Annotated in this window: 18 protein-coding genes; 8 read left to right on the top strand and 10 right to left on the bottom strand. The window is 62.2% G+C overall.

Going from position 1 to position 26,765, the window contains the following annotated elements:
- Positions 1 to 2: 2 nt before the first annotated feature.
- Genes ACODT0_RS23725 through ACODT0_RS23715 form a run of 3 tightly spaced genes read left to right on the top strand, consistent with a single transcriptional unit; the run spans position 3 to position 9,278 of the window.
- Positions 3 to 2,852 carry a hypothetical protein gene (locus ACODT0_RS23725; RefSeq protein WP_489042437.1) on the top strand — a complete coding sequence of 950 codons (2,850 nt, stop codon included), beginning with the start codon at positions 3 to 5 and terminating at the stop codon, positions 2,850 to 2,852.
- Positions 2,845 to 7,041 carry a helicase-related protein gene (locus ACODT0_RS23720; protein ID WP_489042436.1) on the top strand — a complete coding sequence of 1,399 codons (4,197 nt, stop codon included), beginning with the start codon at positions 2,845 to 2,847 and terminating at the stop codon, positions 7,039 to 7,041. The genes ACODT0_RS23725 and ACODT0_RS23720 overlap by 8 nt, the downstream gene beginning before the upstream one ends.
- Before the next feature lie 2 nt (positions 7,042 to 7,043).
- Positions 7,044 to 9,278: a DUF8724 domain-containing protein gene (locus ACODT0_RS23715; RefSeq protein ID WP_489042446.1), complete on the top strand. Its 2,235-nt coding sequence runs from the start codon at positions 7,044 to 7,046 to the stop codon at positions 9,276 to 9,278.
- A gap of 118 nt (positions 9,279 to 9,396) precedes the next feature.
- On the opposite strand, the gene ACODT0_RS23710 is transcribed toward ACODT0_RS23715, so the two are convergent.
- The 4 genes from ACODT0_RS23710 to ACODT0_RS23695 all read right to left on the bottom strand — a co-directional run bounded on the left by ACODT0_RS23710 (position 9,397) and on the right by ACODT0_RS23695 (position 13,384).
- Complete coding sequence (locus tag ACODT0_RS23710) at positions 9,397 to 10,170, bottom strand: hypothetical protein (RefSeq protein WP_489042435.1); 774 nt, start codon at positions 10,168 to 10,170, stop codon at positions 9,397 to 9,399.
- A complete protein-coding gene (locus ACODT0_RS23705) occupies positions 10,167 to 10,517 on the bottom strand; it encodes a helix-turn-helix transcriptional regulator (protein WP_489042434.1) in 351 nt (116 codons plus the stop codon). Before ACODT0_RS23705 ends, ACODT0_RS23710 begins: the two co-directional genes overlap by 4 nt.
- Positions 10,518 to 10,935: 418 nt before the next feature.
- Positions 10,936 to 11,739: an autoinducer binding domain-containing protein gene (locus ACODT0_RS23700; protein ID WP_489042433.1), complete on the bottom strand. Its 804-nt coding sequence runs from the start codon at positions 11,737 to 11,739 to the stop codon at positions 10,936 to 10,938.
- Positions 11,740 to 12,616: 877 nt separating this feature from the next.
- Entirely contained in the window at positions 12,617 to 13,384 is a 768-nt protein-coding gene (locus tag ACODT0_RS23695; RefSeq protein ID WP_489042432.1) for an SOS response-associated peptidase, read from the bottom strand.
- 91 nt (positions 13,385 to 13,475) lie between these two features.
- On the opposite strand from ACODT0_RS23695, the gene ACODT0_RS23690 reads away from it, so the two are divergent.
- The 3 genes from ACODT0_RS23690 to ACODT0_RS23680 all read left to right on the top strand — a co-directional run bounded on the left by ACODT0_RS23690 (position 13,476) and on the right by ACODT0_RS23680 (position 15,033).
- A complete protein-coding gene (locus ACODT0_RS23690; RefSeq protein ID WP_489042431.1) occupies positions 13,476 to 13,949 on the top strand; it encodes a hypothetical protein in 474 nt (157 codons plus the stop codon).
- A gap of 278 nt (positions 13,950 to 14,227) precedes the next feature.
- Positions 14,228 to 14,593 carry a hypothetical protein gene (locus ACODT0_RS23685; RefSeq protein WP_489042430.1) on the top strand — a complete coding sequence of 122 codons (366 nt, stop codon included), beginning with the start codon at positions 14,228 to 14,230 and terminating at the stop codon, positions 14,591 to 14,593.
- 224 nt (positions 14,594 to 14,817) lie between these two features.
- Positions 14,818 to 15,033 carry a hypothetical protein gene (locus ACODT0_RS23680; RefSeq protein WP_489042429.1) on the top strand — a complete coding sequence of 72 codons (216 nt, stop codon included), beginning with the start codon at positions 14,818 to 14,820 and terminating at the stop codon, positions 15,031 to 15,033.
- A 180-nt stretch (positions 15,034 to 15,213) separates the two neighbouring features.
- On the opposite strand, the gene ACODT0_RS23675 is transcribed toward ACODT0_RS23680, so the two are convergent.
- The 3 genes from ACODT0_RS23675 to ACODT0_RS23665 all read right to left on the bottom strand — a co-directional run bounded on the left by ACODT0_RS23675 (position 15,214) and on the right by ACODT0_RS23665 (position 16,605).
- Positions 15,214 to 15,648 carry a helix-turn-helix domain-containing protein gene (locus ACODT0_RS23675; RefSeq protein ID WP_489042428.1) on the bottom strand — a complete coding sequence of 145 codons (435 nt, stop codon included), beginning with the start codon at positions 15,646 to 15,648 and terminating at the stop codon, positions 15,214 to 15,216.
- On the bottom strand, positions 15,645 to 15,953 hold the full coding sequence (locus ACODT0_RS23670) for a type II toxin-antitoxin system RelE/ParE family toxin (protein ID WP_489042427.1): 309 nt from the start codon (positions 15,951 to 15,953) through the stop codon (positions 15,645 to 15,647). Before ACODT0_RS23670 ends, ACODT0_RS23675 begins: the two co-directional genes overlap by 4 nt.
- 355 nt (positions 15,954 to 16,308) lie before the next feature.
- A complete protein-coding gene (locus ACODT0_RS23665; protein WP_489042426.1) occupies positions 16,309 to 16,605 on the bottom strand; it encodes a hypothetical protein in 297 nt (98 codons plus the stop codon).
- A 745-nt stretch (positions 16,606 to 17,350) separates the two neighbouring features.
- On the opposite strand from ACODT0_RS23665, the gene ACODT0_RS23660 reads away from it, so the two are divergent.
- Complete coding sequence (locus ACODT0_RS23660; RefSeq protein ID WP_413764976.1) at positions 17,351 to 17,860, top strand: hypothetical protein; 510 nt, start codon at positions 17,351 to 17,353, stop codon at positions 17,858 to 17,860.
- Positions 17,861 to 18,742: 882 nt separating this feature from the next.
- Complete coding sequence (locus ACODT0_RS23655; RefSeq protein WP_296736328.1) at positions 18,743 to 19,312, top strand: sugar O-acetyltransferase; 570 nt, start codon at positions 18,743 to 18,745, stop codon at positions 19,310 to 19,312.
- 446 nt (positions 19,313 to 19,758) lie between these two features.
- Here the strand turns inward: ACODT0_RS23655 and ACODT0_RS23650 are convergent, their stop codons facing one another.
- The 3 genes from ACODT0_RS23650 to ACODT0_RS23640 form a co-directional block, all read right to left on the bottom strand.
- Complete coding sequence (locus ACODT0_RS23650; protein ID WP_489042425.1) at positions 19,759 to 22,032, bottom strand: YadA family autotransporter adhesin; 2,274 nt, start codon at positions 22,030 to 22,032, stop codon at positions 19,759 to 19,761.
- On the bottom strand, positions 22,029 to 22,376 hold the full coding sequence (locus tag ACODT0_RS23645; RefSeq protein WP_489042424.1) for a hypothetical protein: 348 nt from the start codon (positions 22,374 to 22,376) through the stop codon (positions 22,029 to 22,031). The genes ACODT0_RS23650 and ACODT0_RS23645 overlap by 4 nt, the downstream gene beginning before the upstream one ends.
- Positions 22,377 to 25,724: 3,348 nt before the next feature.
- A complete protein-coding gene (locus tag ACODT0_RS23640; protein WP_413764974.1) occupies positions 25,725 to 26,765 on the bottom strand; it encodes a ParB/RepB/Spo0J family partition protein in 1,041 nt (346 codons plus the stop codon).

The raw sequence follows: 26,765 nt of genomic DNA, 5'->3' as shown, positions 1-26,765 counted from the left end.
CGATGTACAGGCCAGACAAAGGACGGAAGCAGCTTCCAGACGACAGAGTCGAGAAGCATCAACTTGCAGTCGAGCAAAAGAAGGCGCTCGCAGCCAAGTTGCCCTGGATGCGCGCGCCTGCGGCGGAGGCAAAGAACGGCCAGTCTGGCAAGCCGGCCACATCCGGTAACGGTGCGACGGGGCTTCCGTCCTCGAGCCCGCCCGGCGATTTGCCGATTGCGCCCGGAGCAACTCGCCAGGCCCTTCGCGAGGCACCACCCGCAGCGATGGGGCTGCCGCTCTGGGCCGATGACGCGACGACATCGCTGAAGACCGCGTCATCCGTTGAGGCGCTCGCGTCTCAGCTCTTGCATGCAGCGCAAACCAAGTTCTCTGGGCTCGTGCTGCTGTGGCCGGGCTCCCTGCGCTCGCTGGGTATGGTGCACGCTGTCGCCTGCGCTGCGCGTTGGCATCAAGGCGACAAACAAGGCATCCGGACCTTGGTCTATCCAGCTAAGGCCAACTTCTTGCAAGCACTCAACCATGCCCACATTGACCGCACAGCACTCATCAGGCTTGCACAGCGTCTTGTTGAGGTCAAGCCGAACCCGGCTGTGACGGTTTCGCTGCCGGAGAAGGATCCTTTCTGGCTTGCCCTCAGCAGCGTCCGGGCAGACGCCTCAGGTGACATCCACCCGACGCTGGCCGAGCTGCTTCCGCACTTCTTTGCCGACAAGGACTTCCATTCGTGGAAGGCCTGTGACGGCGATCTGCTGCGTTACGTAAAGGCCCGCATCACGGACGTCGACCATCGCCGCGCACTCAGCAACCTCTCGCTACGCGTACTTGGCGAGATCGACAACGCCCCAGACGCACTTCTTGCAGTCAGCTGGAAGGTTTCAGAAGTGGACATTCGGCAGTGCCTCAAGAGTCTGCGCAACGGTCGCCAGCCCGATGTCCTTCTTCTTGACGCAACTCGAGCCTTGCGCAGAGACAACTCGCCTTGGAAGACAAACCTCGTCAGGTTCCTCGATTGCGCTTGGGAGGTTTGGCGGGAGCGCATTCCGCCCGTGGTCCTGGTTATCGACGAGCCGCATGTACGCACTCAGTTCCTGCAAGAGCTCGCAAAGCGCGCGAAGAAGAACAGTCCTGCGGCAGCGTGGCTGCTGGGCTCGGGCCTGACGGTGCGCGGAGCCATCTGCACGGTCAATGGCGACAGTCTGATGCCGGTGTCACGAGCCGAGCCGCTGAGGCCAGAGACCAGAGAGATTGTCGTCAACGTAGTCGACACGGAAGCCGCCGGCGTCATCGAGATGCTGACGCGCGTTCGGCGCGACATCACCAATCCGGCATGGGCCGAGGCGATGGACGAGGCTGCCGGCTACCTGACACGCCTAGCTGCCTTGCCTTCAAGCACTCGCGTGCTGGTGAACTGGCTCAGCGAAGCTGACGTGCCGATGGCTGTTCGGCAGAACTACGCCTGGCCTGTCTATAAGTCCAAGCTCGAGGTCATCCGCAACGACCCTACCTTCGGGGCGCGCACGCGCCTGGAGCGCGTCATCGCTAAAGGCGACGAGATGTGGCGTAACTACGAGAATGGCACTCCGCTGGCACGCATGCTCGCCGATCTCATCGAGCAGCGAACCCGAGGCACCGAGAAGTGCTGCCTTATCTTCACCAAACCCACCGCTCGTCGCCTGGCTGAGCGCTATTTCGAGACCTACGACGGCTATCCGGAGGGGGCGGGCTTTGAAGTTTTGCGCGACAGCGTTCGCTTGGTGGTCTCGCGCGGTCTCGAATCCGAGACCGAAGGCCCGCGCAAGGAGACCCTGATCTTCGTGGGTCTCGATGAGGTATCTCTGCGCATGCTCGTCCTCGAGCCGCGCATTTCGTCGCCGGCCTACGTGCTCCTGACGCGCCGAAACGCCGCATACCTCACGGCCACCATCAAGGCCATCCGTGCGCTGCCCGGTTTTGCGAGCCTGAGTAGTCGACTCGAGGTGCTTTGGCAGCAGCTGCCCGAGTTCCCCGACATCGACGAATACACCCTGTTCAGGCGCGGCGACTTCGTCCTGCCAACCTTCTCGTTCGAGCAGGGGCTGTCGTCGAAAGTCAATAAACACGAGGAGCACGACCCCAACGCCTGGGAACTGGTACTCGACAGCGGCGCCTCCGTCAAGCGCAGTCCCGCCGCGCGGGCCTACCTCTACGATCCTGGGCTTGCACACGCCTCGACGCGCGGTTTCAAGGGCGTGGATGTCTCCGAACTTCAAGAGGGAGACCGGCTCTTCGTCATGTCGCTGGAGCTCCGAGAGCTCACCGAGGCTGCCCTCAAGGAGGCGGGAGTCCCTATCAGCCACGACCGGCGATTCGAAGAAGACCTCCGACGCTATCACCGCACGGTGAGTGATCTGGCCACCCAGCTTCCCGGCGCGACGCTGAGCCTGAAAGCGGCACAGCTGCACGAAGCCATCACCCACGCGCTGGGGCTCAAGGGCGCGCCACCAGCTGAGGGCACGGTTCGCGCCTGGCTCGACGCAGATCGATATGCCGGTCAGTCGTTCGACGACGCCAAGCCCGGAGCCCCTCGCACTGAGGCCCACTTCAAGGCGTTTGCCAAGACACTTGGGATGCACGACATTCACGCTGTCTACTTCTGGAAGGCCGTCATCCAGCCACTGCGAGGCGTGCGCCGGGCAGACGGCCGTCGCGTCTCGGATGTCTATGCCGAGATGCTGCTCGAGCCGGAGTCCACCGTGGTGCACCGCCGTCTCAGACCCGACGTTGTGAAAATGCTCTTCGAGCGCGCCAAGGAAAACATTCACACCGTTGAAGCCATCCGCAAACCCCAGGGGGAAGTGAAAGATGAGTAGTGCAGTCGTTCGCGTCGACCCTGCCAAAATTTCGAGCACGCTCAAGGAGGCCACGGTCGACTCCTTGCTGAACCTAACGTTCTCGCGCATCAGCGGGCATGGACCGGAAGGCCAGGTGCTCTTTGGCTCGCGGCCGCGCTCTATCCTGGCCGCAGCCTTCCTGCTGCCGCCCCTGCGCGCGGAAGGCACGGGCGACGAGGTGACGCAGCCCATTCGGATCACTGCGCATGGGCTGGACTGCCAGATCCATCGCGGCGTGCAAGGGGTCGTCACGGTTGAGCCGCGGCTGCAGGTATACGTCCGCGTACTACCCACACCTGACGACATGAAGCGGTCGGACTGTGCGCCGCGCTTTCGCCTAAGCGATGAGGTCCGAAAGCTGCTGCAGACGCAGACCAAGGAAGCGTTGAGTGAGCGCTGGAAGGTCGAGTCAGCGGGCAAGTCCTACAAGCGCCGCATTGACCATCCCCAGTGGCGCGAGATTGAGCAGGCTGTGCGGCGCGAGGTGCTCGAGCGCCTGAAGCTTCCGGCCAACATAACGACGCTGTTCTCAGTAGAGGGGGATGGCTCAAGCGAGCCCGGCCAAGAGTCCGGAGAAGGCGTTGTTGCGACGGGTGGGGCTCTTCCCGAGATTCACGACGAGCTCTTCAAACCGATGGATTTGCCGCACAAGTGGCTGCGCATACCCGTCGACCAAGCCCATCTCTCAGCCTTGGTGATCGATCCGGCGATGTCGGAAACGGAACTCGCGGCGAACGTCCAGAAGGCATCTGGCGACTTGACCGCCGCCATTCAGCTTGCTGTACGTCAGTGGGCCGACTCAGCCGAAGGTAAGTTATGGTGCATCCGTAAGGGCGTTGTCGTTCGACCCTCGCAGTATCGTGACTGGCCTAAGTTCCTCGAAGAACTGCGAGCTGATCCGACCCGGGAACTAGCGCTGCCTGAGATCGTCGTTTCTTGGCAAGTAAAGCTGTCCGCCGATTGGAGGCAACCGACGCGCTCCAACCTGCACATCAGCCTCGAAAATGTCTCGAAAGAGGCGCGCCGAGGCGGTGACCTCACTGACCAGAGTATCTTCCAGGTGCATCTGGAAGTCTCCATGCCGCGAGTGCTTCACGCTCCGTTGCGACTGGGACGTGTGCAGGCGTCCTACCGCTACAACCGCTACCTTGACTACTCGGCGATGGGCTTCAACGGTGGCGTGCAGCCGCAGCACTCGTCCGACCCAATCGCACTAAGGCTGCGCACCACATGGGCGCCCCGCTACACGCAGCCGCGCATCACACCCAAGAGTTATGCAGGCATCAACCCCTCCATGCGCGTCCTCGCCACGCCCGAGGGACTAGATGCGGTGTCGCCGCTGGGAGAAGCGCTGGATGGGTGGTTCAGAGAACTTGACAAGACGGTAGACCTGACAGCGGGTCTAGAGCCCGGTGATTTGGTTGGTCTCGAGCGCGAGGAAGAGGGCTTCGCACAGGACAAGCAGGGCTGGGAGAAGGAGATCGCGGCAGTAAAGGCAGGCCTAGCAATCTTGCAGGAGTCCAAGGCATCCTGGGACAAGACCGCCAAGCGAGGGACTCAATCCGACGACCGAGCGGTAGTCTACGAGGCGTGGCTTTGCATGAACGAGGCCATGGCCAACCTCATGCGCGACAAACTCAAGAGCGATGACGGCTCGTGGCGCCTTTTCCAGCTCGCCTTCGTCATCGCGCACGTTCCGGCGATGGCAAGCCGCATGAAGTGCTTCCGCGACAAGTATGACCGCACGCGTGACGACACAGTCTCGCTGCTCTACTTCGCCACCGGTGGCGGCAAGTCCGAAGCATTCTTCGGCTTGCTGGTGCTCTCGCTTTTCCTAGACCGTCTGCGCGACAAACATGTGGGTGTGACCGCGATGATTCGCTACCCGCTGCGTCTGCTGACCATCCAGCAGGCGCAGCGTTGCGCCTTGGCGTTGGCCAAGGCCGAACAGGTCCGCAGGCGCTTCGCCATCGAGGGCGACCCGTTCGCCATCGGCTTTTGGGTTGGTAGCGGCGGCTCGCCGAACAATCACTACGCGCCAGGTGTCTCCGACGTACCTGACATCAAGGATGTCGCACCAGACATCAAATCCGAGCGCGACCACGAGGCTGCGGAAGTCAACTACGAGTTGCAGAAGGCGGCCTGGAACAAGCTCCCGAGTTGCCCGTTCTGTCGTTGTGAAACAGTATTGCGTCGATTTTCCGACAAGGGCGGAACACTCGCACACGTGTGCTCCAACGCCAAGTGCGAGTCGAACACTGATGGCTATCAACCGCTTCCGTTCTACATCTGCGACGTCGATATCTATGACCTGGCACCCTCGGTGCTGCTGGGCACCGTGGATAAGCTGGCCCTCATCGGCCAGTCTCCCGGCACGCTACGTCGCATCTACGCAATGCTGGGCGCAGCGCCCCTGCGCGACCGGGCGACGAAACGCCTCGTCATGCCCTCCAAGACCAATGAGTTCGAGGGGGACGTGGAGGCCAAGGGCTACGAGAAGCTCTATCCGGCCTATCCGGACGGAACGCATCTCTTCCACGATCCGTTCCCGAGCCTACTCATCCAAGACGAGGCTCACTTGCTCGATGAGTCTCTGGGCACGTTCGCGGGCCTATTCGAGTCAGCACTCGACGCCATCTTGACGTCTATCTCGAATCCGCTCCATGAGCTTGTGGCTTACGAGCCTGATGGCAGCACGCGTCGTCGGGCCAAAGTAGTGGCGGCCTCGGCCACGGTCTCGGATCCCGACAGGCAGCTCGAACACCTCTACCAGCGTCCCGTGCCCGCCATGCAGTTTCCGTATCCGGGGCAAAGCCTCTACGAGTCCTTCTACGCAGGGCCGACGGCACCGTCCGACGATGAACCGCAACGCGCCGCACTGAGGAACATCGAGGAGTGGTCCCGCTGGAGCCGCGTCTACGTCGGCTTCATGACCAACGGCCGCGCCCACACGGCTACGACCGTGGCTGTACTCTCGAATTTCCACACCATCATCACAGAGCTCCTGCTGGCGTTTACCTCGAGCGACGGAGCTCAGGTTGCAGCAGCGCGGGCCAAGCTGGTCGACAGCGTCTCACCCGGGATGCTCGAGGAGCTCTATCGCGACACACTCCGGGGTGCAACGCCGTCAGACCTCGCCACCATCGTCGACTTGCACCGAATAGCGCTGACATACGTCACCAACAAAAAAGGTGGAGACCAGATCATGGCAGCCGAGTTCGAGGAGACGCGAAAGCGCCACGCGGAGCGAAGGCTCCCCATCGCGGACCTGCGCACAGCGCTCATCACGGGCTCAGTCTCCCAAGGCGAAATCCAGGCGACGGTCCAAGAGGCTCAGGCACGACCCAAGCCCGGGGAGCCATTGCCCGAGCTCGCCGATGCGCTTCGCTCCGTCATCGCCACGTCGGCTGTTTCGCACGGCGTGGACGTCGAAGAGTTCAACTCAATGTTTTTTGCCGGTATGCCCTCTGACGTTGCGGAATATATACAAGCCTCCTCACGCGTGGGCCGCACGCACGTGGGCTTCGTAGTGCTAATCCCCACACCTCAACGCCGCCGCGACCGCTACATCGTCGAAGTCTTCGACAGCTATCATCGCTTCCTAGAGCGAATGGTTTCGCCTGCGGCCATCGACCGCTGGGCCGGACGGGCTATTGAGCGCGTGTTGCCGAGCTTCATTCAAGCCTACCTCGCCGGCGTGCGCTATATCTTGGAGCTCTACAAGCTCGACCCGGACAAGAAGTACACCGTACGAGACCTATCCTGGATTCCGTTCATCGTCGACATCTACAAGAACCCGGCGACCAAGGGTCCGCTCCTCAAGGGCATATGTGAGTTCGTCGAGAAGGCCATCGGTTTAGACGGAAATTTCGCGCCCGGCGGCAAGCAGCACTACCAGGATCTCATCCGCGAGCGGGTGGAGACGCTTCTGACGAACTGGGCCCGGGATGCGCTGGGCGAGCAGCGCAGCTTGATGGATTACTTCAAGGCGCAGCCCAGTGTCATGAACAGGCCCATGACTTCGCTCCGCGATGTCGACGAGGCCGGAGTCATCTACTTTGGCCACCGTGACCTCGACGGACGTCACGGAATTGCCGATGGAGTTGCGCGCAAGGTCATGCGGTTCATCCGATGCGGCGTAGCCGAAGGAACGGATTTGGGGGAGTGAAGATGGCAACAAGAAAAACCTCCCGCGGTGATATCGAAGAGCGCGAGCCTTCGGCCGCACGAATGATTCGCTCGCGCGGGCAGCTAGCCACCGCCTATGCGCCTGGCGCTCTGTTCACGTTTGAAGGTGGTCTGGGCGCTTGTCTGTCCATGGCTGACCAGAGCCAAAGCCCAACAAAAGCCGACATCACCAACGAGACCGCGACCCAAATTCACCTTCGCTTGCGCGAGATCTGGCAGAGCTGGTTCAGCCGTGCGATGCTAGGCGGCACTGACAAGGCGGCGGTACTCCCTACTCAGTGCCTTGACCCCGCATTGTTGCCAGACGGGACCTTCAAGGCGCCGCCACCGAATCGGTTCGAGCTCGTTGATCCCAAGGCCATGAGCTACGTACCTGCACCGCTGGACTTTGTGTGCAACACGTGCGGGCGGTTTCGGAAGTTCGAGTCCGTTCGGGAGGCTTTCACCCAGATTGGCGAGCTCAAGTTCGACCAGTGCGACACCCGCAAGCCCGAGGACAAGGGTAAATGCCGTTGGCGGCAGCTTGACGTCATCTTTGTGCACTGGTCGGGCAATTGGGAGCCGCCGAGTTCGGGCAAGTGGGAATGGAGTCAGCCTGAGCAGAAGGTGAAAGCCCCGATCCAGGCATGCGCCGTCTGCCAGAGCCGGAGGTTCTACCTCATCGACAAGTCGCCGCGCATTGGTGAGTGGGTTTTCGAGTGCGAGAACGGGCACAAAGAAGGGGATAGTTGGCTGCAAAACGACCCTGAAACCACACAACTGCTAGGGGACGAGTGCTTGCAGCGCCCGCCTCGCTGGCGACGCATGGAGCCGATCTCGTACCGAGCAGCACCGGCCTTCTACCCGCACAGTGAGCAGTTCATCGTCTTCGCAGCAGGCGAACGCGACCTGCTGCTGATGCTGCAGGAAGGCAATGCGGAAGACCTGGTGGGCTTTGCCTCGGAACGCTTCGGTCTTGGAGTCAAGCCACCCTCCGATGCTGAGGTTGTCGAGATGATGAGGAAGGCTGGGCAGACTGCCAAGGTGTCTCTGTACGAAGACCTTGATCGTATGCGGCAGGCCTTGCCGTCTCCCATGTGCGACGAGTTGGCAACGAAGCTGCGCGTCATGGTCGATGACTGGAGGGCCACGCCGGGCCTTGTTCCTGTCAAGCACGAGCCGCCGCCATGGCTGTCGGCGCAAATCGACCGGCGCGCCGAGTTCGGAAGTCGCTACGACCCCCTCGTGCTCGCCGTTGAGCACGAGGCCCTGCGTCGCAGCAAGCTCACCAAACTGAGCGTGGCTGACGAGCACTCGCCATTTGTACGCTTCACGGAACCCGACCGTGACCTTGCCCCTAGAACCCAAGCAGAGCTCGACGCGCAGAAGGCGAAAACATCACGCGTCCTCTCTGCCATGGGGCTCGCTGAGATGGGCCTCATCCGTGAGTTCGACTTGTGCCGCTTCACGCACGGCTTCACCCGCATGTCAACCGATCCGCTCATCGAAAAAAGCGATCAGCAGGAGCTCATGCTCCCGGTTCGACTGAACCTCTTTCAGCCGCTGGGCAACGGCAAGATTCCTATCTACGTCGTCACCCAGGCCAACGAGGCCATCTACGCGCGCCTAAACCCGGAACTTGTCTACGCGTGGCTGCGCGCCATCGGCGTGAACGACTTGCCGGAGTGGAACCCCGCAGGCGACTTGAAGCTCGGAGCTCACATCCTGGAGAGCGCTGCACCGTTCGGAAAGTACTTCTCGGACCTGGAGCCGGGACCGGCAAACACCTACCGATACGTCTACACGCTGCTGCACACTTATGCACACACGCTGATGAAGGCGGTCGCGGAGTTCTCGGGGCTGGACATGGGCAGCCTCGGGGAGTACCTGTTCCCAGCGGATCTGTCTTTCGTGGTCTACCGCAACGGAACGACGATGGACCTTGGGAACCTATCGGCGCTCTGGCGCAACTACAACACGGTGTTTCTTGAACACATATTGGAGCCGAGGACGCTGATGTGCGGCTCGGGCAGCTTGTGCGATGCCGACGGAGGCGCATGTCCGAGCTGCATCGTTATTCCAGAGACCTCCTGCGTCGCCGCAAATTGGCTACTGTCACGCTCGGCGCTTCGCGGCGGGCTTGCTCCTCGTGAGGATGAGGGCAGGCAGCAAGGCAAGCGCATCGTCGGCTATCTCGACATCACGACAGCCAGGGTGGCCTCCGATGCCACGAGCTGATGAGCTCTTGTGCGACTCACACTTCACACCGAGGTGCTTAAGCCTGTACTCAACTGGACTGGTGACGGCAAGTAACCCGCGGAGGTACGAAGACCGAACACTCTCGTGGTTTTGCACCCTAGGTCCATTCGAGAACTCGGTTCATGAGCGTCCACCAGCAGCCCACGGTCTTCGGGAGGTGATCTGCATCATCGAACCTGCCGCGTTGAACGAGGCATCCGCCCCCGAACTCCGTGGGAGCCGTCGGGTCCGGTTCAATGTAGACAGTGTTTTTCTCATCCACCTCATTCAGGCGCTGAGTGACCGTGATGCACTGCATGTATATGACCGCCACGCCGCCATGAGCAAAGCTGCGAATCCACTCATGAATATTCTGGCGTGCAAACCAATCCAGACTACCGATGGCCATTAGCGCGACGATATCGTCGATCACTACGCACTCAGTCCCTTCTGGCATGGAAGCTGTGAGCGCATTGCGCCCTTCAGCATGCTCGATTTCCACCGGGGTCAGCTCACGATCAAAGCTGGGCTGATAGATCATCAGATTGTTTCTGACATGTTCTCGCGCAGTCGCGTCCAAGGTATCCGCATGTTGGTGAAATCGCAACTGCTCCGAGTGCGCTTCGGCGGAGGCACTCAGGTACCAGGTTTTTCGAGGACGTGTGGCATCGAAATGACCCAGGCACTTCGTACCACCTGCGATAGAGCAGACGATGTTCACCGTCAGCCGCCTCACGTCAACCCCGGGGGCCACGGCGACATGGGTTACCGCTGACTCTTCAAAAAGGCCGTCAAACATCATGAGAGGTGCGGGGAGTTCCGCGCTAAGCCAGTCAGCGCCACTGATCGAGCTAACTTTCTTGAGCTCCCCAGATTCGTCTTCGATCCTCATGCGCGATCTCCAGAGGGTTTGCGCGACTCCTCTTGAAGCGGGCGACCGGCAGCCCAAATGCCGTGCAGCCCCGCCTGGGCAAGTTTGTACAACTGAGCATCACGCTCGGCGGCCTGATCTTCGAGCCACTGCATCCATTCGCTCTTAAGCCAATACGAGGTGCTGTTGCGCTTGATGGCACCGTTGACAGCGGGATACTTGATGGGTGCCGGCGCCAAGCCCGCTTGGATGAGCTCGTACAACTTGGTTTTGCGCAGCTTGGTCAATTCCAAGACTTCGGGCAAGCGAAGCAGACCGGCATAAATAGGGCCGTGGTCTTCCACAGCTTGATCAATCACAAAGGGCATCTTTCTCTCCGTTTGGGGAAAGAAGTGCCCAGAATCACGCGGACGACCCCTCTCCCCCCGTTTGACACAGGTTGGAATGGGTCACGCCCCTGGATTAAATTGCGTGATGCGGCACAGTCACATCGATCCAAAAATCAAAGCAAACACGACTCGCCGTATATTGATGCCTAGGCAGATTTAAGCCACGTCTTATGCGACGGTAAGGCTGCGGTCAACTTCGGAAAGCACATGAGCGCTACACACCCATGTGAGTTGACTTATCAGTCACGCCCTGCTAGCCCAAAAAGCTTTTATTTTTCAACGGCTTACACAGGTTCTTGGCGGAGAGTGTGGGATTCGAACTAGTGCCGACGCGGCGCGGATGATGCCGGCTCTATGTGCCTCCCTTCGGATTTGTTCCAGTGGGTTTGCTACACCGTCATACCAGCAGGCCACGGCTCACCACGCGAGCGATAGCGGCTACCTTGTTAGCCACGGACAGCTTCTCGATCACCTTCTTCATATGGAACTTGATTGTGTTGGGGGAAACCTCCAGGAGGATGCCGGCCTCTTCTGATGTCTTGCCATCCGCCGTCCAGCGCAATACCTCGAGCTCTCGGTCGGACAGGAGGGGAAAGTCGTCAGGCTCTTCCCTTCGAACCTGAGCCGACAAGTGTCGGTGGGCGGCATCGGCGAGCAAGTGAAGCTGATAGCCGAGGATTGCAAGTTCCGAGGACGTGAGCTTTTCGTGGGACCTAGCGACTGTCAGCATGCCTACGCAGCCATCTGCATCGAAGAACGACTGAGCCCATCCGTAGCGCAACCCGCATTCTCGCGCCTCGTCCCAGAGCTGAGGGGCGCTCCTGAAGAGTTCGGTGCTCCAGACTAGCGGTGCATGGGATCGCAAGCCGTGCGCTACGCTTGGGTCAATGCCCAGGTAACCCGCCTCCTGGTAGCGCTGCTGCCAAGCCGTACTGTAGTTGTTGATCATGCGCGTCTTAGGGCGCGTAAACGAGTCAAAAATTCTGACGCCGTAGGCGCAACGTTCGAAGCCAAGCCGTCGCGCGTACCGCGCGATCACGTCGAACTTGGCCTGTAGGTTGTTGGCGCGGACCAGTGCCCTCTCCATGTCCAGGAAGAATTCGAAAGTTGAGGCGAAGTCCTCATTCACTCGAGGCTTGTAGAGCCGAAGGCTGCCGCCAGGGCGTCGCTCAAGGAATGGCAGATTCCTTTTCTTGCGCATGGATGGGTTCCTTTTCGAATGTGATGCCGGACTCTTGATGTGCTGCTGTGGGCCCGTTGCTTTCTTGGTTCAGTCTAGAAAGGACGTTCTCGCAGCACAGCGACAAAACTTCCACCCTTTCCGCCAATGCTTAAGCGCGGGCCACGCGTCGAAGAGTTGCGCTGCGCACGATGAATACCTTTGTGCGGCTGACAATGAGGAAGTAGGCAGGAAAGCTGATATCGATGTGACAGGAAGGCCCTCGTCGCAGCAGACCGCGTGAAGCAGCCGCACTACGCCATGCTTCTTCTCAGGGCTCCACCACGCGGGGACTGCAGGAGCCCGAGCAACAGGCGCGCGGGATCAGCCGGGTCGAGCAAACGATGCCTGAGCCAGTTCACCGGGGGAACACCCGGCACGTAAATGCGCTAACGCCGTGCGTACTCACAAACTCATCGCCTCGTACGCCGCGTCATGCCTGAAGCCAGCGAAGATTCACCAGCTTGCGCAGCACTTCCCACCATGCTGAGCACGGCCATTCGTGCATGACATCCAGAGGCTCGGAAATGTTTTGAACGACTCGCACGTTCCGCGCATGTACACACGCCGCTGTTCCCTGCCCTACATCCTCAAGGAGGAAGTTCGCTCTACCAGCCCGAAACAATGGCGTGATGTCGAGCCAGGTATGGCGAACGAGTCAGGCAACGCGATCACAGCCGTCGGCGCTCTCACTGCTGCTGAGGCCAAGTAGCGCCGGAGCTCGACACCGACGTTCTGCTTTACCTGGCACTCTGCGGTCGCACCGAGTGCCCGCTGGACTCCGTATCTCAAATGCCATCAACTGGGCAGTAGCACGGCCCTCGGCTCGTCGGTTTCCGCCATGGGCCGCGGTGGAAGCTCAGCGTTCTTCCGAGGATTCGACTTCTCGCTGTTGACCTGCCTCGGCCACCTCGGGCACGGTCGGCGCCGGTGCGGCGTCGATCAGGTGAACGGGGATGAGCTCGACCATCTCTCGGGCTTCCTCTGGTGAGCAGGTGAGCCAGCGATCAATGTCGTGCTCCTCGATGGCGACGACCGAGCGCTTGTCCTGCACCTCGAGTGACCTCTTTGTCGCCTTGTCGACCTCTGGCTTGTGCATCCTGGCCATGATCGGGTGGAGGTTGGCGTTGATCGTGATCATGGTGAAGCTCTCCCACATCTCACCGGTCTCGCGGTCCAGCCAGGGGCTCCACAGGCCCGCGAGCGCCCAAGGGCGGCCGTCGGTGCGTTTGAAGCGCCACCACACGTTGGCGCCAGTTTCCCAGCAGGGCTCATCGAAGCTGTCGGCGAGGATCACGCAGCGCCGGCTGTGGGCCCATGCATCCTTGAAGGTCGGCTTCTTCTCGATCCCATCGAACCGGGCGTTGTAGGTCGACAGCCGCTGGGACTTCGTCTCGCCTTTTCGCGGCTTGTTTTGGGGAATATGGCTTGGCGAGTGCGCTGGGATCAGCCCCCACTGCCCTGCCACCAACTCACGCGTGTACTCGGTGCGCTCGCGATCGCGGCGGATGAAGACGCCGGTGGCAAGCGGCCGCATGCTGCGCATCCAGCGCTCAGCGCTGCGCGCGCCGATGTACCAAGCAGCTTCGATCTCGCGGTCTTCGGGGGTGATGTAGCGGGTGCACATGGCTTGGCTGAATTCTGCGCTCGGGAACCCATTGACGGTCGGGTTGCGGCGGGTTGATACTGTATTTTTATACAGTTATTGGAGATAGTCCATGGCCATCACCCCGCCCCTGCCCGGCGCCGAGTCGGCGCTCGACAACCCCGTATCCGATGGGGAGTTCATCCGCCTTGCAACGCGACGTGACGCCAAGCGCGATTGGACCCGGCGCTTCAGCGACGAGTACCAGCGTCTGCATCAGGGCCGCGTCGATATCGAATACCTGACGTTCGAAGCCCATGCGGTGTACCCCTTCCTGAGCCACCGGCCTCCCGAGGAGTGTGCGCGTCAGCGCTTCGGCTTCGACACGGGCGCGGACCGCTTCGAGGTCCAAGCGGAGCAGAAATTCCGCACCCTCGCCGGCAACATCGGCCTGATCGACCACGGGCAGCCGCTTCCGGAGGATCTCAAGGAATTTGCGCACGGCGTGGCGGAGCTCTGCGCAGCCTCCGCGGAGCAGTACCGCCATCCGCGAGACGGCAGCGCTGGCGATCACATCCGGGCGACCTTCTGTGCGCTGCCCTTTTGATGGACAAGTTGGCGGCTTCTCTGTGTGTCCGAAGCAGGCTGCAGGCCCGAGAGCCTGCGTCGTTCCAGGGAGTCCGCACTCGCCACCGCTTAGCGGGTGTTTTCTTTCGACGCAAGCGATCCGTCGTTTGCCGCTGGCGCGCAGCGCGAGCGGGCGGGCGTCGTTGCTTCGAGATCGCAGTGAGGGCCTCATTTCCCCGCGACCTGTCGTGTTGACCTCAACCTTCTTCATCGACAACCCGACCACACAGAAGGCACGAAGCCTTGACTGGATGCGCCATGAACAACACTGAACTTTTTGAGGTCGAGGCGGCAGTCGACGCGCCGCTGAACTTCGACATCCTGCTGCAGCCGCACCGCGTTGCCTTCATTGCCAAGCTCCTGGACTACCCGCACGCCACGGCCGATGTGGTGCGTGTGTCCGAGCAGCGCTTCACGCGTGAGCTCGAGCGCCAGCTCGGCGAGGATGTGGTGTCGGCGCTGCGTGCCTACCAAAACGCCTACGAGTCCAGCGGTGCGGATCTCACGAAGGACGAGTTGGCGCTGGCGCAACGCTGGGCCAAGGCCTATGACGCCGCACGAACCGCGGGCTTCCGAGATCTCGGGGACACCGACGAGGCGTTCTTCGAGGTCCGGCCGGTTTGAAGTGGACATCCAGGGCGAGTACGCGGCCATGGCCAGACGGGCCGGCGAGCTGGCGCCGGACGAGCCACTGCGCCCTACCCTCCTTGAATTTGCCGAGCTCGTGGTCGGCATGTGTGCCGAAATCGGCCAACACTATGGTGACTGGGACCGCAACGCTGGCGATCACATCCGGGCGGTCATGTACGACGTGCCCGGTCTTCTCCCTCCACCTCGACAATCGCCGGATGAGCCAAGCTGATTTTTTCCTGTCCGAGACCTCCGTGCTCGTCACACCCGTCTGGTACAGCGACGAGGTGCAAGACACGCGCGAGCTGCCGATGGCGCCGGGCGACTACAAGGTGACGCCTGGTGCGCGTTGGTCAGTCACGTCGCTCAAGGACGGTGCGACGGTTTACGAGGGCGTCGGTCCCGTGGTGATTCGACGCGCCAACAGCGCGTGATCCCATTGAGCCGATGCGTCTCTCTTGATTGAGACACTTGTTGCACAGGATTCAAGCTAACGGCCTTCGTCCTTAGCCGCAGGCTTCGCTCAGGAAGCGGCCGCGAGCCGCGGCTGCCACCCACGCTGCACTGGCCATGTTGCATCTAGCATATCGATGCATTCTTGCCCGAACGGGTCGTCAGGCGACAGCGGCCCCTCCGCGCTCGACCTTGGCCTTGCCGGCAGGACGAGGCTGCCGCTTGCGCGCAACGCCAGACGCGCGCGTGCGACGCGGCGCCGACGGTTTGGCAAGGGAGCTCAGACTATCAAGCATGATCACAGTGCCCGTTTCAGTTCTGACAGCTACGGCCAGTTCTCCGCCCATTGCTTCTATGTACTTGCGCAATGTAGAGAGCAGCAGGTCCGAACGCTTCTCCAGCTGAGCTACAGCGTTTTGTCTGACATTGAGAACGCGCGCCACCTCCTCCTGGGTCTTGACCAACGCAGCGCGGACCTCCGCCAATGAATCCGCATGACGAACCATCTCCTCTGCCAAGACGGTCGCTTTGCTCTGGATGAGCTTCTGATCCTCGACGGAAAACTCTTCGATGATGCTTCGCAGCGTGGTGCTCATGTCGATTCCTTCTTGTCCTTGGCGAGTTTCTTCAGGTGGGAGTCGAACTTGTCGGCCATGTTGAGCAGAGCCTTGTAGAACGCCGCCTCGTCCTGCCCCTGCTTGTCGCCGGCTACCAGCACATAGGCTTTTCGCTGCGGACCGAAGGCGAAGGCCGCCCGCCAGATCTCCGAGCCGTTGTGAGCTTTGAAGCGCAACTCCTTCATGTTGGCATGCTTCGATCCATTGAGCGTGTCGACATGGGGTCGTCCCGTCTTCGGTCCCGCCAACTCGATGCCGCTATCAGCGTGCGCGGCCTCGACCATGGGAAATTGGTGTGCCAGCCGTCCAGACCATCTAAGCGCCGGAAGAACCTCTCATTGCACTGGGTGGCCGGGGCCGGCTTTTTTCGCTCGCTCATGCCGCCATCGAGAATGGACTGCGCCGAGTCTGCTTCGCGATGTCTACCAAAGAGGCAACGATAGGACGAAATCTGTGGTCGGACTGGGTGAGCCTTGGCGTTCGCCGTTGGTCCAGGGTTGCCGCCTTCTGCCCAACGAAACAACGTGGTCGCACAGCGCTCCAGCGCTGAGGGTCGAAGTTGCGTCCGAATCTCATGTTGGCAATGCCCCCCGCTTCTAATCTGACTTGCCTATGCCCTTGGGCGCGTGAAGTTAGTCTTCACCCTTCGATGTTGCGGAGGAAGACGGCGGCGAGCATCGCCGCAGCCCGCTTGTCGCTCGCGAGGTCCTCAACGGACAGGCAGGGTTCATCGTCGAGCGAGAGATCGCGGACTTCAACGACGTACTTCAGCACCAGGTCTTGGTCGGTCATGGCCTCCCCGCTTTTCCCGAGGAGCCATCGGTTCACCTCCTCCCGGGATGCCACATGGAACACGGCACGGACCGGACGCGACACGCGCACGCGGTCGTCCAACTGCCTTGGCAAATCGAAAACCTGCGAGATGGTGTCTGTCATGGGCAACCTCTCCGGAGGGCGTTTCCGGCTGATCCAAACGGTGGTCACGCACGCGAGGCGCACTTCTTCCGCCGGTCTCAACCCGCGCACCGAGACAATGTAATCATTTGGTTGCAATGCTAAGCCCAATGAAACAAAATGCAATCAAATCACAGGTGCTGCGCCTCGCGACCGGCATCAAGGGAAGAAAAGCGCGCCATGTGTGATGCGCCTCACCATGGCCACGACAAGCGAGGGACCCGTCACGCTTGTCGGCAACGATGGACGCAACTCTTCTCTTTGCGAACATGTCTTTCTTCTCCGCCTGCGACTGCACTGCCAATCACCTGGGACGCGTGGAGCGACGGGGGTGGATGCGCTTGTTCTCTCAGCGTCGCCTGTATCAGTGCTCGAGCTGCCGAAAGCTGCAACTGCTGCCCGAAGAGGCAGTCAACCGGGCCAAGGCGGAATACGCCTCGCGCGAAGCCATGCCGAATCGACGTCCGCGTTCCGCGGCGGCTTGATCGTCAAGGCCAGCAGTTATTGCCAGAGTACCGCTGGGAGTGGGTGCTCACCGGCCGTGACCCTTTCATGTGCGCGCTGGTGCTGGCCCTGAGATGGGCCTTGGGCCAAGTCACGCTGGATCGGCGCGGGGCCGCTACGATGCTGCGCGGCTGCGCCCAGCAGCCCAAAAGAGGCACTCCGGGCAGGGTGGTGTTCCGCGCGATCGCGGGCCTTCCCCCTGCCCGCCCATCCGACGCGCAGCATGACCATTTTTCGCTTTGTCCCAGCACTCGCAGCGTTGCTCGCCCTGACTGTGGTGGAGCCTTCGCCGGCGTCGGCTCAAGGCTTCGACCTCGCGGCCCAGGTCCGCGACAAGGCCGCACTGGCCGTGTCCCAGTTTCAGGCGCGCGCCGGCGGACGGCTCGATTACTCCGAACAAAGTCTGGCCACCGTCGAGGAGATGTTGGCGGAGGCGTCACCATATGCCAAGGAGATGCCGCCTGCGGATGTGAAGGCCTTGGTCGAGCTGATGGGGTCTTACATCCTCGAAGTTGGGCGTCGACAACACGGTGGCACCTACCAGTGGCATGAAGCCCGGTCGCAGCCCGTCCTGGTCGTCGGGCCACCGAAGTTCAGCGTGGCGATGATGACCTTCGACAAAGTCAGGGCAAGACTGTCGGGTGACCCGGCGGACAGCATAGTTTTCTTCTACGAGGGATTTTCCGCGCGAGCCAATGCCGCCTCGCCGGGCACGGACGCCCTCTATGTCTGAGCCAACGACGAATTCCACCCGTTTGTGCCGCGAACCAGCTGCGGCCGGGAGAGCGTCGAGACACGACATGCTGGATCGCCGGCTCTTTCAGCGCCCATGGTCGGGCGAGTCCAGTCAGTTCACCATGGGCAGTGGCTCGCGTTTCGGCCGCCGTCGGCTGAGGACGCAGGCGCCGACGGCCTCTCGCCTCATGGACGGGTTGTTGATTTTCCGTCGAATACTGACTTCCGGCTGGACAGCATGTCCGAGGTGTTCATCAAGGATGCGCCGCCACGGAGCCCGCCGGTTGCCAAGCAGATACGCTGTCAATTCAGAACTCGACAAACTGCGCGCGCAGTACCGTGATGCATGAGGCTCTAACAGCGGCCTTACCCCTCACGGTGTCGCCACTGTGAGACCTCGCCCTGGTGTCAGAGCCAGGGTCTTAAGCCCGACCAGGCCATGCCTGGTCGAGTTTCTTTTGGGGAGGGTGCTGGGATCGGCGCGGCCAAAGAAAAAGGGCCCGAAGGCCCTTTCCTTGACAGCCCGAGGGCTATCGCTGCGAGGCTCTGTTACCCCTGCTGGTGTGCAGGACCTGTTTACAGGCAGCTAGTTCGTATACGCACTCGCTCTCGAACTGTCTTTGATTGGTCATGATAACAGTTGGGGGGGCGCCGACGTTCTGCACACCTTGAAGCAGGTCTTTGAGTACCTTGGGAACAGGCCAGTTGCACCAGGGGGATGTTCGCCCCCCAACGCCGAGATGAAGGCTGTCCTCTCCTTCGATCGGCCGGTTGACTGCGCCCGGGCTCCTACATCAATAGCTGCTCTGCGCGCTTAGGCTTGTCTTCAGCCGGCCATGGCCTGCATGGCTGGCGCGACCGACGACATGGAGTGCCTTCGATGAGATCCGAGAAACAGAAGATGCTGGCCGGCGAGCTTTATGACGCGGGCGACGCCGAGCTTCAGGGTAACCTGGCGGCGACCCGGGAGTGGCTGGTGCGCTACAACGCCGCGCTGGGCATGGCCACCGCCGATCGACGCGTGCTGCTGGCCGAGCGGCTGGGCTCGGTGGGAGATGGCTCGACGATCCGGCCGCCCTTTCACTGCGACTATGGCTTCAACATCCATCTGGGGTCGGGCGCGTTCCTCAACTTCGGCTGTGTCATCCTGGATGTGGTGGAAGTCCACATCGGGGACAAGACGCAAATCGGGCCCAACGTGCAGATCCTGACCGCGGACCACCCGCGCACCGCTGCGGAACGCGAGACCGGCCTCGAGTTCGGCCGCCCTATTCGGATCGGGCGCAACGTATGGATCGGGGGCGGCGCCATTTTGTTGCCCGGCATCACGGTAGGTGATGATGCGGTCATCGGAGCCGGGAGCGTGGTCACCCGCGACGTGCCTCAAGGCGCGACGGTGGTCGGGAACCCCGCGCGCATCAAAGCCCAGACCTCGCCCGCTCGCTCATAGCCCTGGCGGGCATCCGGAGGTTGGGTGCATTCGCAACCGATGCCATGACTGCGGCTTTGCGCAAAGCCAGAATGGTCACGGGTGCACGTCGTCTCGAAACGCAGGCCGCTTATGCGGAGCGACACCGCCCTCCGCCAACTTGCCATCTAACTTTTCTCAGCCTGCGCGAGGGTCCGCCGAGGGCACTCCATCGTGCCGGCTGGGCGCGGCACGATGCAACCTGAATCCAGAACCGGCCTCAAGCCGTCATTGCTTCAGTCTTCGCAAAGCAGCATCAACGTCTCGTTGTCGCTGGGACTGCACCTTCGCGCCCCTCTTCTCCCGTTTGGGGGCATGCGATTGGTATGTGACCATCTTTGCAGGCGCTCTACGAACCACGATGGAGCAGTGAGTCACGGCGAGACGGTGTCGCATGCAAGACGCACTGCAACACCGTCAAGCATTGCTTACCAGGCGTAGCCGACCTGCACCCGCGTGGCCACGTGGTTGGCGCTGCCGCTGGTTCCGGTCGACACGCCCAGCCCGAGGTTCAGGCGCTCGCTGACCTGGTAACCGAAGGCCATGCCCAGCGCGGAGGCGCCCGCGTAGTTGCCGACCGCGGCGCCCACCCAGCGCTGTCCGGGCGCGAGCATGGGGATGCTGGGCATGGCCAGCGCCGACGCGATGCCCTGAGCGGCGAAGCTGCGGAGCTCGTTGGTCGCGGTGGCGACGGCTTGCTGCATCTGGCCGACGTTGACGGCATCGCTGGGCAGCACGCCCGGCGCGACGTTGGTGATGGTGCGTGCGAGCCCGGTAGCCTGGTTGCCCACCGACACGCTGTTGTCGCGCGTGGCGACCGACCCCTGGCCTAGTGCCACGGCATTGCGGCCGGTGGCGAGCGTGTTGGCGCCGAGCGCGACCGAATCATTGCCGAGGGCCTGGGCGTTGTTGCCGACCGCGGTGGTCGGATCGGCCAGCGCGCGCGCGCCCGCGCCGATGGCGACCGAGCCCGCATGGCTGGCCTGCGCGCCGTTGCCGACCGCCACGGTGTCGTTGCCGTTGGCCTGCGCATTCGGGCCGAAGGCGGTGGCGCCCTGGCCAGTGGCGCTCGCGCCCGTGCCGCAGGTGACGTTGCCGCCCGAGAAGCTGCACAGCCCGTTCGAGAACGCCTGATTCATGAGCGTCTGCAGTGCCATGACCTGCTGGCTGGTGAAGTTGTTCGCGCTGGTGATAGCGCCTTGCTGGGCCTGCTGCACTTGGCCCACGTTGGCCGCATCGGTGAGCGCCGCGCCGGCACGCACGTTGCTGATGGTCGAGCCTGCGCCGCCGTTGGCGTTCAGTTGCAGGTTGGTCCCGCCCGCGCTGTATTGTGCCGAGTTGTTCGCCACGCCCAGGGCGGTGTTCGCCGTCGTCTGAGCCGCGCCTGCAGCTGCAACGCCTGTGTTGGCCGTCGTTTGTGCCGCGGCGGCCGCGCTCACTGCGGTGTTCGCAGTCGTCTGTGCGTTGGCAGCCGCAGCCACGCCTGTGTTTGCCGTCGTCTGCGCAGCCGCAGCAGCAGCGACGCCGGCGTTGGCAGTCGTCTGCGAAGCGGCAGCCGCGGCCACGCCCGTATTCGCCGTCGTCTGCGCGGCCGCAGCAGCGGCAACACCGGCATCAGCCGTGGTCTGTGCGTTGGCAGCCGCGCCTAGAGCCGTGTTCGCGGTTGTTTGGGCATTGGCAGCAGCGGCCACGCCTGTGTTGGCAATCGATTGTGCAGCCGCGGCCGCGCTCACCGCCGTGTTGGCCGTGGTCTGTGCATTGGCGGCCGCGCCCAGTGCGGTGTTCGCGGTCGTTTGTGCGTTGGCAGCAGCAGACACGCCTGCGTTGGCCGTCGTCTGGGCGTTGGCGGCCGCGGCAACCCCGCTGTTCGCCGTCGTCTGTGCAGCGGCGGCAGCGGCAACGCCTGAATTCGCGGTCGTCTGCGCGTTGCCGGCTGCAGCGAGGGCGTTGTTCGCGGTGTTGTTGGCCGTGTTTCCCACGCCGAGAGCCACGCCAGCCAGGTTGTTGGCCGTGTTGGCTGTCTGCTGGGCACCGAAGGCTGCCTTGTCTGCCGTCATGGCGGCAGCAAACGCGCTGTCGGCAGTGGACTGCGCGTTGGTGGCGGCGCCCTGAGCTTTGCTTGCCGTCGCCTGTGCGGCATTCGCGCTGGACTGCGCCACCCCTGCCGCCGCAGACGCGCCTTGCGCGGTGCTCAGCGCATTATTTGCCGTATTGTTCGCCGTATTGCCGACGCCGAGGGCCACACTGGCCACGTTGCTGGCGGAGTTGGCTGTTTGCTGCGCGATGAACGCGGCCTTGTCAGCTGCTTGCGCCGCTGAAACAGCGCCGTCAGCGGTAGTTTGTGCATTGCCGGCCGCGCCCAGCGCTTTGCTGGCGGTGGCCTGGGCGTTGTCCGCGGCAGCTTGCGCCGTGCCTGCTGCCGTCGTTGCTGTCTGCGCCGTGCTCAGCGCATTGGTGGCCGTGGTCTGAGCCTTGTTGCCGACGTCCAGTGCAGTGCCCGCAATGGAGTTTGCTGCGTTTGCAGACTGCTGGGCTGCGTTGGCATCTTTGCCCGCCTGACCCGCAATCGCCGACGCAAATTCAGCGGTGGCCTTCGCCTCGTTCGCGGTCTGCTGCACGCTGAACAACTGACCGCCAGTGACGGCGTCCGTGCTGCCACTGGCAACGTTTCCTGAAGCGACATTGGTGAGCGTACGGGTCACACCATTGCCACCAACCGACACGGTGTTGGCTGCGCTGGCCACGGAGCCGGCCCCCAAGGCAACGCTGTTGGTCGCAGCACCAGTGACTTGGCTGCCAGCGCCCAACGCAACGCCGCTGGCGGCCGCGGCGCTTGCGCCACTTTGCGTTCCAGACGCGCCACCAATCGCCATGCTCGATTCGCCCGAGGCGACTGCACCTTGTTTTCCGCCAGACGCACTTCCAATCGCGATTGCCGACGCGCCGCCAGCCTGCGCGCCGGATGCAGAGCTGCCGCTGCCCACAGCAATAGATCCTGTTCCAGCAGCAGCAGCACCTGCACCGCCAGCGGCCGCTGTTCGACCATTCGAACCTGCGTCGCCCGATCCCCCCGCGCCGATGGCCGTCGCTCCAGCGCCGCTTGCCACGGCACCAGCTCCTCCGTTGCCGCCGGTTCCGCCGGTCGTCGCACCGCCACCGTTGCCTCCGGTGCCGATCGCCGTCGTGCCCAACCCGCTTGCGGTCGCGCCTGCGCCCCCAAGTCCGGCGGTTGCCCCATTGCTTGCAGAGCCGCCTGTGCCGCCAGCACCGATCGCTGAAGCGTTCGATCCAGCGCTTGAGCCGCTGCCACCCGAGCCAGCAACCCCACCTGAAGTTGCAGATCCTCCATTGCCCCCGGCGCCTATGGAAGTCGCAGCATCCCCAGCCACAACAGCCGCGGAACCGCCCGCGCCAGCGGTGCCGCCGCTATTTGAGCCGCCAGCACTACCAGATGCCCCCAAATTCAGATTGGCGCCAAAGGCAGTGCTGGAAGCCAGCAGAACGGTGAGAACGGCGGATGCGGCAGCGGTGCGGCGGAACTTCGAATTAGTCATGTCTCTTCGGTTGTAAATGTTTCAGAAAGATACATCATAAAACACATACATAGAACTTTGGCGCTAATCGGAGGATGGCTGTGAGGAAAAACACAGAGAACCTTCTCTGCCCTGCCGCAGCGCCCGTGTGCCTGTGGTTCGGAACCACAGCTGGTCAACGACAGCGAGCGAGCCTTGGCTTAAAGGGCGGGGGCGTGCTGCTGACGGGCGGGCGGGTGCATTGCCAGTCCGCGGGATGTGTTGGGGGAAGCCTCGCTTCACTGGGACGCTTGGGCGTGGAGCTACCAGCTACAAGGTCGACAGCACAGGCAACGCTCAGAATTGGCTGGAGCTCTTGCTCCACGGTTGGCTTGACGAAGAAGAGCTGGTGAGCGTGGGGGGCCTTTTGCGCGCGCGGGCCGGCTTGGGACAAAACACCGGTCGCGACCCGCAAGCGGTCTTGACCTGTGGCGCGCTGTGGGACGGTCCGGTCGCGCTCACAGCGGACTGAACGGTCGCCCGATGCTGGGTGCATGGATCGACTGGCGTTGGGGGACTACTGCCTGTCGTGATCACTTGCTGTCGAGGCTTGAACCCGCCGCTGGTGACTGGCTGGAAACGCGAAGGCGAGATCTCGGCCGGCTCACCCTAATCGACGGCGCCGTCGTGGCCTACACAGCGGATTCGGCAATGTGGGCGCCTCTCTCGTATGCGTACAAGCGTGCAGTCGTTCAGCTTCGGCCACTGCTTGGAGCGCCTATGCCCTGTCTCCTGTCATTGGGAGCTGCGCGCCGCACGCAATAATCATCCATGCTATTTTTCGATGCACAAACCCCTCATGCAAAAGCAGGTTCACCGGATCTCCTGATAAATCAATGACTTAGCGCACACTTTTGATGCCGGCGAGTGGCGGCTTACTTTGTTCAGATTCACTCTCAAGGCGGCGCTTCGTGCTCCGATGATTACTTTAGGATGAATCAATGCGGCGCTGCATGGTGAGTCGTTTTGGCTTTACCAATGGGAATGTGGCGCAGCGGGGCCGACGTCCCATTCTCGAGCTCCACGGATCACTGCACCAAGTCCGCTGCGCTTGCTGGGTTGAGCGAACAAGTGCACTGACGACCGAAAACGTCATGGCGCTCTCGCGCCACCAGGATTCCGCAGCTGATTTGCGTGTAGAGTAAGTGCGCACTTTTATCTAAGCAACTGCGTTCGGACATGACGGATGTGCGCGAGGGAGCGCTTTCCGTCTAGAAAATAGTAGCTGCTGGGACACAACGCCATTGGAGCTGGAGCAGGGAAAATGCCGGTGCTAGCTACGCGAGGCGCTTGACAGCAATCAGCGTCTCTAACCGTCGCTATTCCGAGCTCATGGCGGCAGTCAGGACGAAGGTTTGGCGCCGCACAACTGGATGTCAGTGGCGTCGGATGATTGAATCAAGACGCGATGCAGTGACTCTGTTGCGACTTCGACAGCTCAGAGTTAAGGGGAAAAGTACGCGGCGAACTTTGAATTTTCGTCCGCCGACCATGTTCGGGGGCCCGTCCCGAAGGAAGCAGTAGCAACTACGACACACGGCAGTTCAGGGCCGAGTAAAGCACGGACGGTTTGCTCGCTCTCGCCCCTCATGGATCGAAACGCGTCCCGGGCTGCGATGTGGCCTGGAGGTACTGCTGCCAAGCCACCAAGTGGTGGGCAAAGTGTTCGGCAAGCACCGATGTGCGAGATTGTTCACCGCTTAAAGAAAGTTGGACGCATCACACCCCGAGCTAATCCATCTTGGGTTTAGGGGGTGTGGTTCGGAACCACACCCCACCATGGTCGCTTGCAGCCGCGCTAGATCTACAAAATTTCGCATGTTGGAGGCGGCTCGTCCTAGTAGTTGTGCGGTCGGATCCTTGCGCAGCGTGCTCCGCCGCGGGTGCAAACGGGCAGGCAAGTCAACGTGATTCTTGTTATCCACCAGGGAAGGTTGAACGCTTGCAACTAGGCGATCGGAGCCAAGTTTCGCCATCTCTGTGGTCTTCTCGCATCGCTCGGCAGCCGTGCGAGCGATGCGGTCAGACTTAACGCCAAGGCGCACGAGCTGGTGCCGAGCGTGAGAGCCGCACACCCGTTGCGCAGTGATCTCGAAATCGCCATCCAACCGGGTTCAAGCAAGGGATGTGGTTTGGAACCACAGCCGAGGGATTGGTCGGGTTATTTGACGGCACCCCAGGGTGACTGGATTTCGGCCGGAAAGCATTCTGGCGGACGCCCGTTGGCCTATGGCAGTTCGGCCTCTGAACGGGCTGGAGTCCCAAATAAACAGAACCGATGCGGCTTCGCAACTCCCGGGACGAACTCCTACTGATGTGCAGCCCAAAGCACTTTCGGGTCTCCGTTGGGGCCCCCGGGACGGCCGGCAGGGCTCCGGCGTACGCGCGAACTGTCGTCCCATGAACTCCTCTTGGCCACAAGGTGGGGCGGGTGTGGTTCCGAACCACACCCTGAGTTTGTCCGATGAATTGGAGCATTCGAGGCGGGGTCCTCACGCTGACGAGTAGATCGCTACGCGGACTTGGTAGCTTCCCTCCCGCTGACCAGCCTTCCGTTGCGTCGATCAGGACACTTCGAGCGGCGAGATTCCCCAGACTCATCTGTGCGTACGCCCTGCCCCAAACGTCGCGGCCCTCGTGCACAGCTTCCGCCCCGCGCCCCATTCCGCTTTACCCTTCACGATCGGACAGCGTTGGACTGAGACATCGCTGGTTGCCGGGTGCGAACCGCGGAGGCGCAAAGTGCAAGCGACAAGAAAAAAGGGGTGTGGTTCGGAACCACACCCCTCTGCTGCCTGGCGCCGCTGCCTGTGGCGCCCTGCCTACTCGTTCTGCAGGAACTCGGCCAACAGCTTCTCCAGGGACGCTCGCCGCTCAACTGAAAGCGGCACATGGATACGCACATTCGCCCTTCCGTCCGCGTCGAAGCTCAGCGTTGCTGCCTTCTTATTCTTGACCGTCAACGTGTGGGGTTTTGCATCGACCTGAAGTTCGGTATCGGCGACCAACAGCTTGGCCAGCACTTCCTTGGCGGCCGGACGCGAGGGTTGGGTCAACAACTTCTCGGCCCGGGCCCGCACGCCGTCCGCGTCCGACTCGAGCGCGCGGTTGAGCAAGGGCGCCCAGCGCAACTGGATCTCCAGTGGTGAGCGGAAGGCAGCGACAACTTCGTCCGGAAGCCGCGCCAGCGCGAGAGACTTGCCCACGTTGCTGTGATCAATGCCCAGCGCCGTGGCCAAGGCGCGGTTCGAGGTGAAGAGGCCCAGGTCCAGCGCGCGCCGGTACATCATCCCCTGCTCCCACGGCGACAAATCCTGGCGCTCGCGGTTCTCGCGCTCCATCTCGACGAAGAGCGACCGATCATCGAGGTTGTCGATGACCGCCAGCACGGGAAGGCCGAGCTGCGTACACGCCTCGAGACGCCGGTGGCCAAAGACCACCTCGTAGTCGAACTCGCCGCCCGGCTTGCTGGCCGGACGCACCTTGATCGGCTGCACATTGCCGCCCGATTCCTGGATCTCGCGCTTGAGCCGTTCGAAATCCTCCCCCACAAAACTGCTCTCATGGCGGTTCGCATAGCGGCTGCGTCCGATGCGCTTCGGGTCCAGGTGACGCGTCGCGCGAGCGCCCTCCCAGCCGTCGAGCTCCGTGCGGACTTCCTGCAGCTGTGCCTCGAGGCCCGCGGCCTTGTCCGCGGCTTCCTTGAGCATCTCGTTCTCGCGCAGCAGGTCCGAACGCGCGTCGTTCGCGAAAGCCATCATGGCGCCAGGCGCCGTTTTGGGCTGCTTGGTTTCGGGCGTCACCGAAACGGGGGCAGTCAGCGAAGCAAAGTCGATCTTGGAAGCTTTGTCTCTCAAGCCCAT

It is taken from the genome of Variovorax sp. FG153 (assembly GCF_057809595.1).
The sequence above is the reverse complement of the archived record's forward strand: the minus strand, read 5'-3'. Positions and strand labels throughout refer to the sequence as shown.

Coding starts and splice junctions, on each gene's coding strand:
- ACODT0_RS23725 (WP_489042437.1), top strand. CDS start 3: ATGTACAGGCCAGACAAAGGACGGAAGCAGCTTCCAGACGACAGAGTC.
- ACODT0_RS23720 (WP_489042436.1), top strand. CDS start 2,845: ATGAGTAGTGCAGTCGTTCGCGTCGACCCTGCCAAAATTTCGAGCACG.
- ACODT0_RS23715 (WP_489042446.1), top strand. CDS start 7,044: ATGGCAACAAGAAAAACCTCCCGCGGTGATATCGAAGAGCGCGAGCCT.
- ACODT0_RS23710 (WP_489042435.1), bottom strand. CDS start 10,170: ATGAGGATCGAAGACGAATCTGGGGAGCTCAAGAAAGTTAGCTCGATC.
- ACODT0_RS23705 (WP_489042434.1), bottom strand. CDS start 10,517: ATGCCCTTTGTGATTGATCAAGCTGTGGAAGACCACGGCCCTATTTAT.
- ACODT0_RS23700 (WP_489042433.1), bottom strand. CDS start 11,739: ATGCGCAAGAAAAGGAATCTGCCATTCCTTGAGCGACGCCCTGGCGGC.
- ACODT0_RS23695 (WP_489042432.1), bottom strand. CDS start 13,384: ATGTGCACCCGCTACATCACCCCCGAAGACCGCGAGATCGAAGCTGCT.
- ACODT0_RS23690 (WP_489042431.1), top strand. CDS start 13,476: ATGGCCATCACCCCGCCCCTGCCCGGCGCCGAGTCGGCGCTCGACAAC.
- ACODT0_RS23685 (WP_489042430.1), top strand. CDS start 14,228: ATGAACAACACTGAACTTTTTGAGGTCGAGGCGGCAGTCGACGCGCCG.
- ACODT0_RS23680 (WP_489042429.1), top strand. CDS start 14,818: ATGAGCCAAGCTGATTTTTTCCTGTCCGAGACCTCCGTGCTCGTCACA.
- ACODT0_RS23675 (WP_489042428.1), bottom strand. CDS start 15,648: ATGAGCACCACGCTGCGAAGCATCATCGAAGAGTTTTCCGTCGAGGAT.
- ACODT0_RS23670 (WP_489042427.1), bottom strand. CDS start 15,953: ATGGTCGAGGCCGCGCACGCTGATAGCGGCATCGAGTTGGCGGGACCG.
- ACODT0_RS23665 (WP_489042426.1), bottom strand. CDS start 16,605: ATGACAGACACCATCTCGCAGGTTTTCGATTTGCCAAGGCAGTTGGAC.
- ACODT0_RS23660 (WP_413764976.1), top strand. CDS start 17,351: ATGACCATTTTTCGCTTTGTCCCAGCACTCGCAGCGTTGCTCGCCCTG.
- ACODT0_RS23655 (WP_296736328.1), top strand. CDS start 18,743: ATGAGATCCGAGAAACAGAAGATGCTGGCCGGCGAGCTTTATGACGCG.
- ACODT0_RS23645 (WP_489042424.1), bottom strand. CDS start 22,376: ATGGTCGAACAGCGGCCGCTGGCGGTGCAGGTGCTGCTGCTGCTGGAA.
- ACODT0_RS23640 (WP_413764974.1), bottom strand. CDS start 26,765: ATGGGCTTGAGAGACAAAGCTTCCAAGATCGACTTTGCTTCGCTGACT.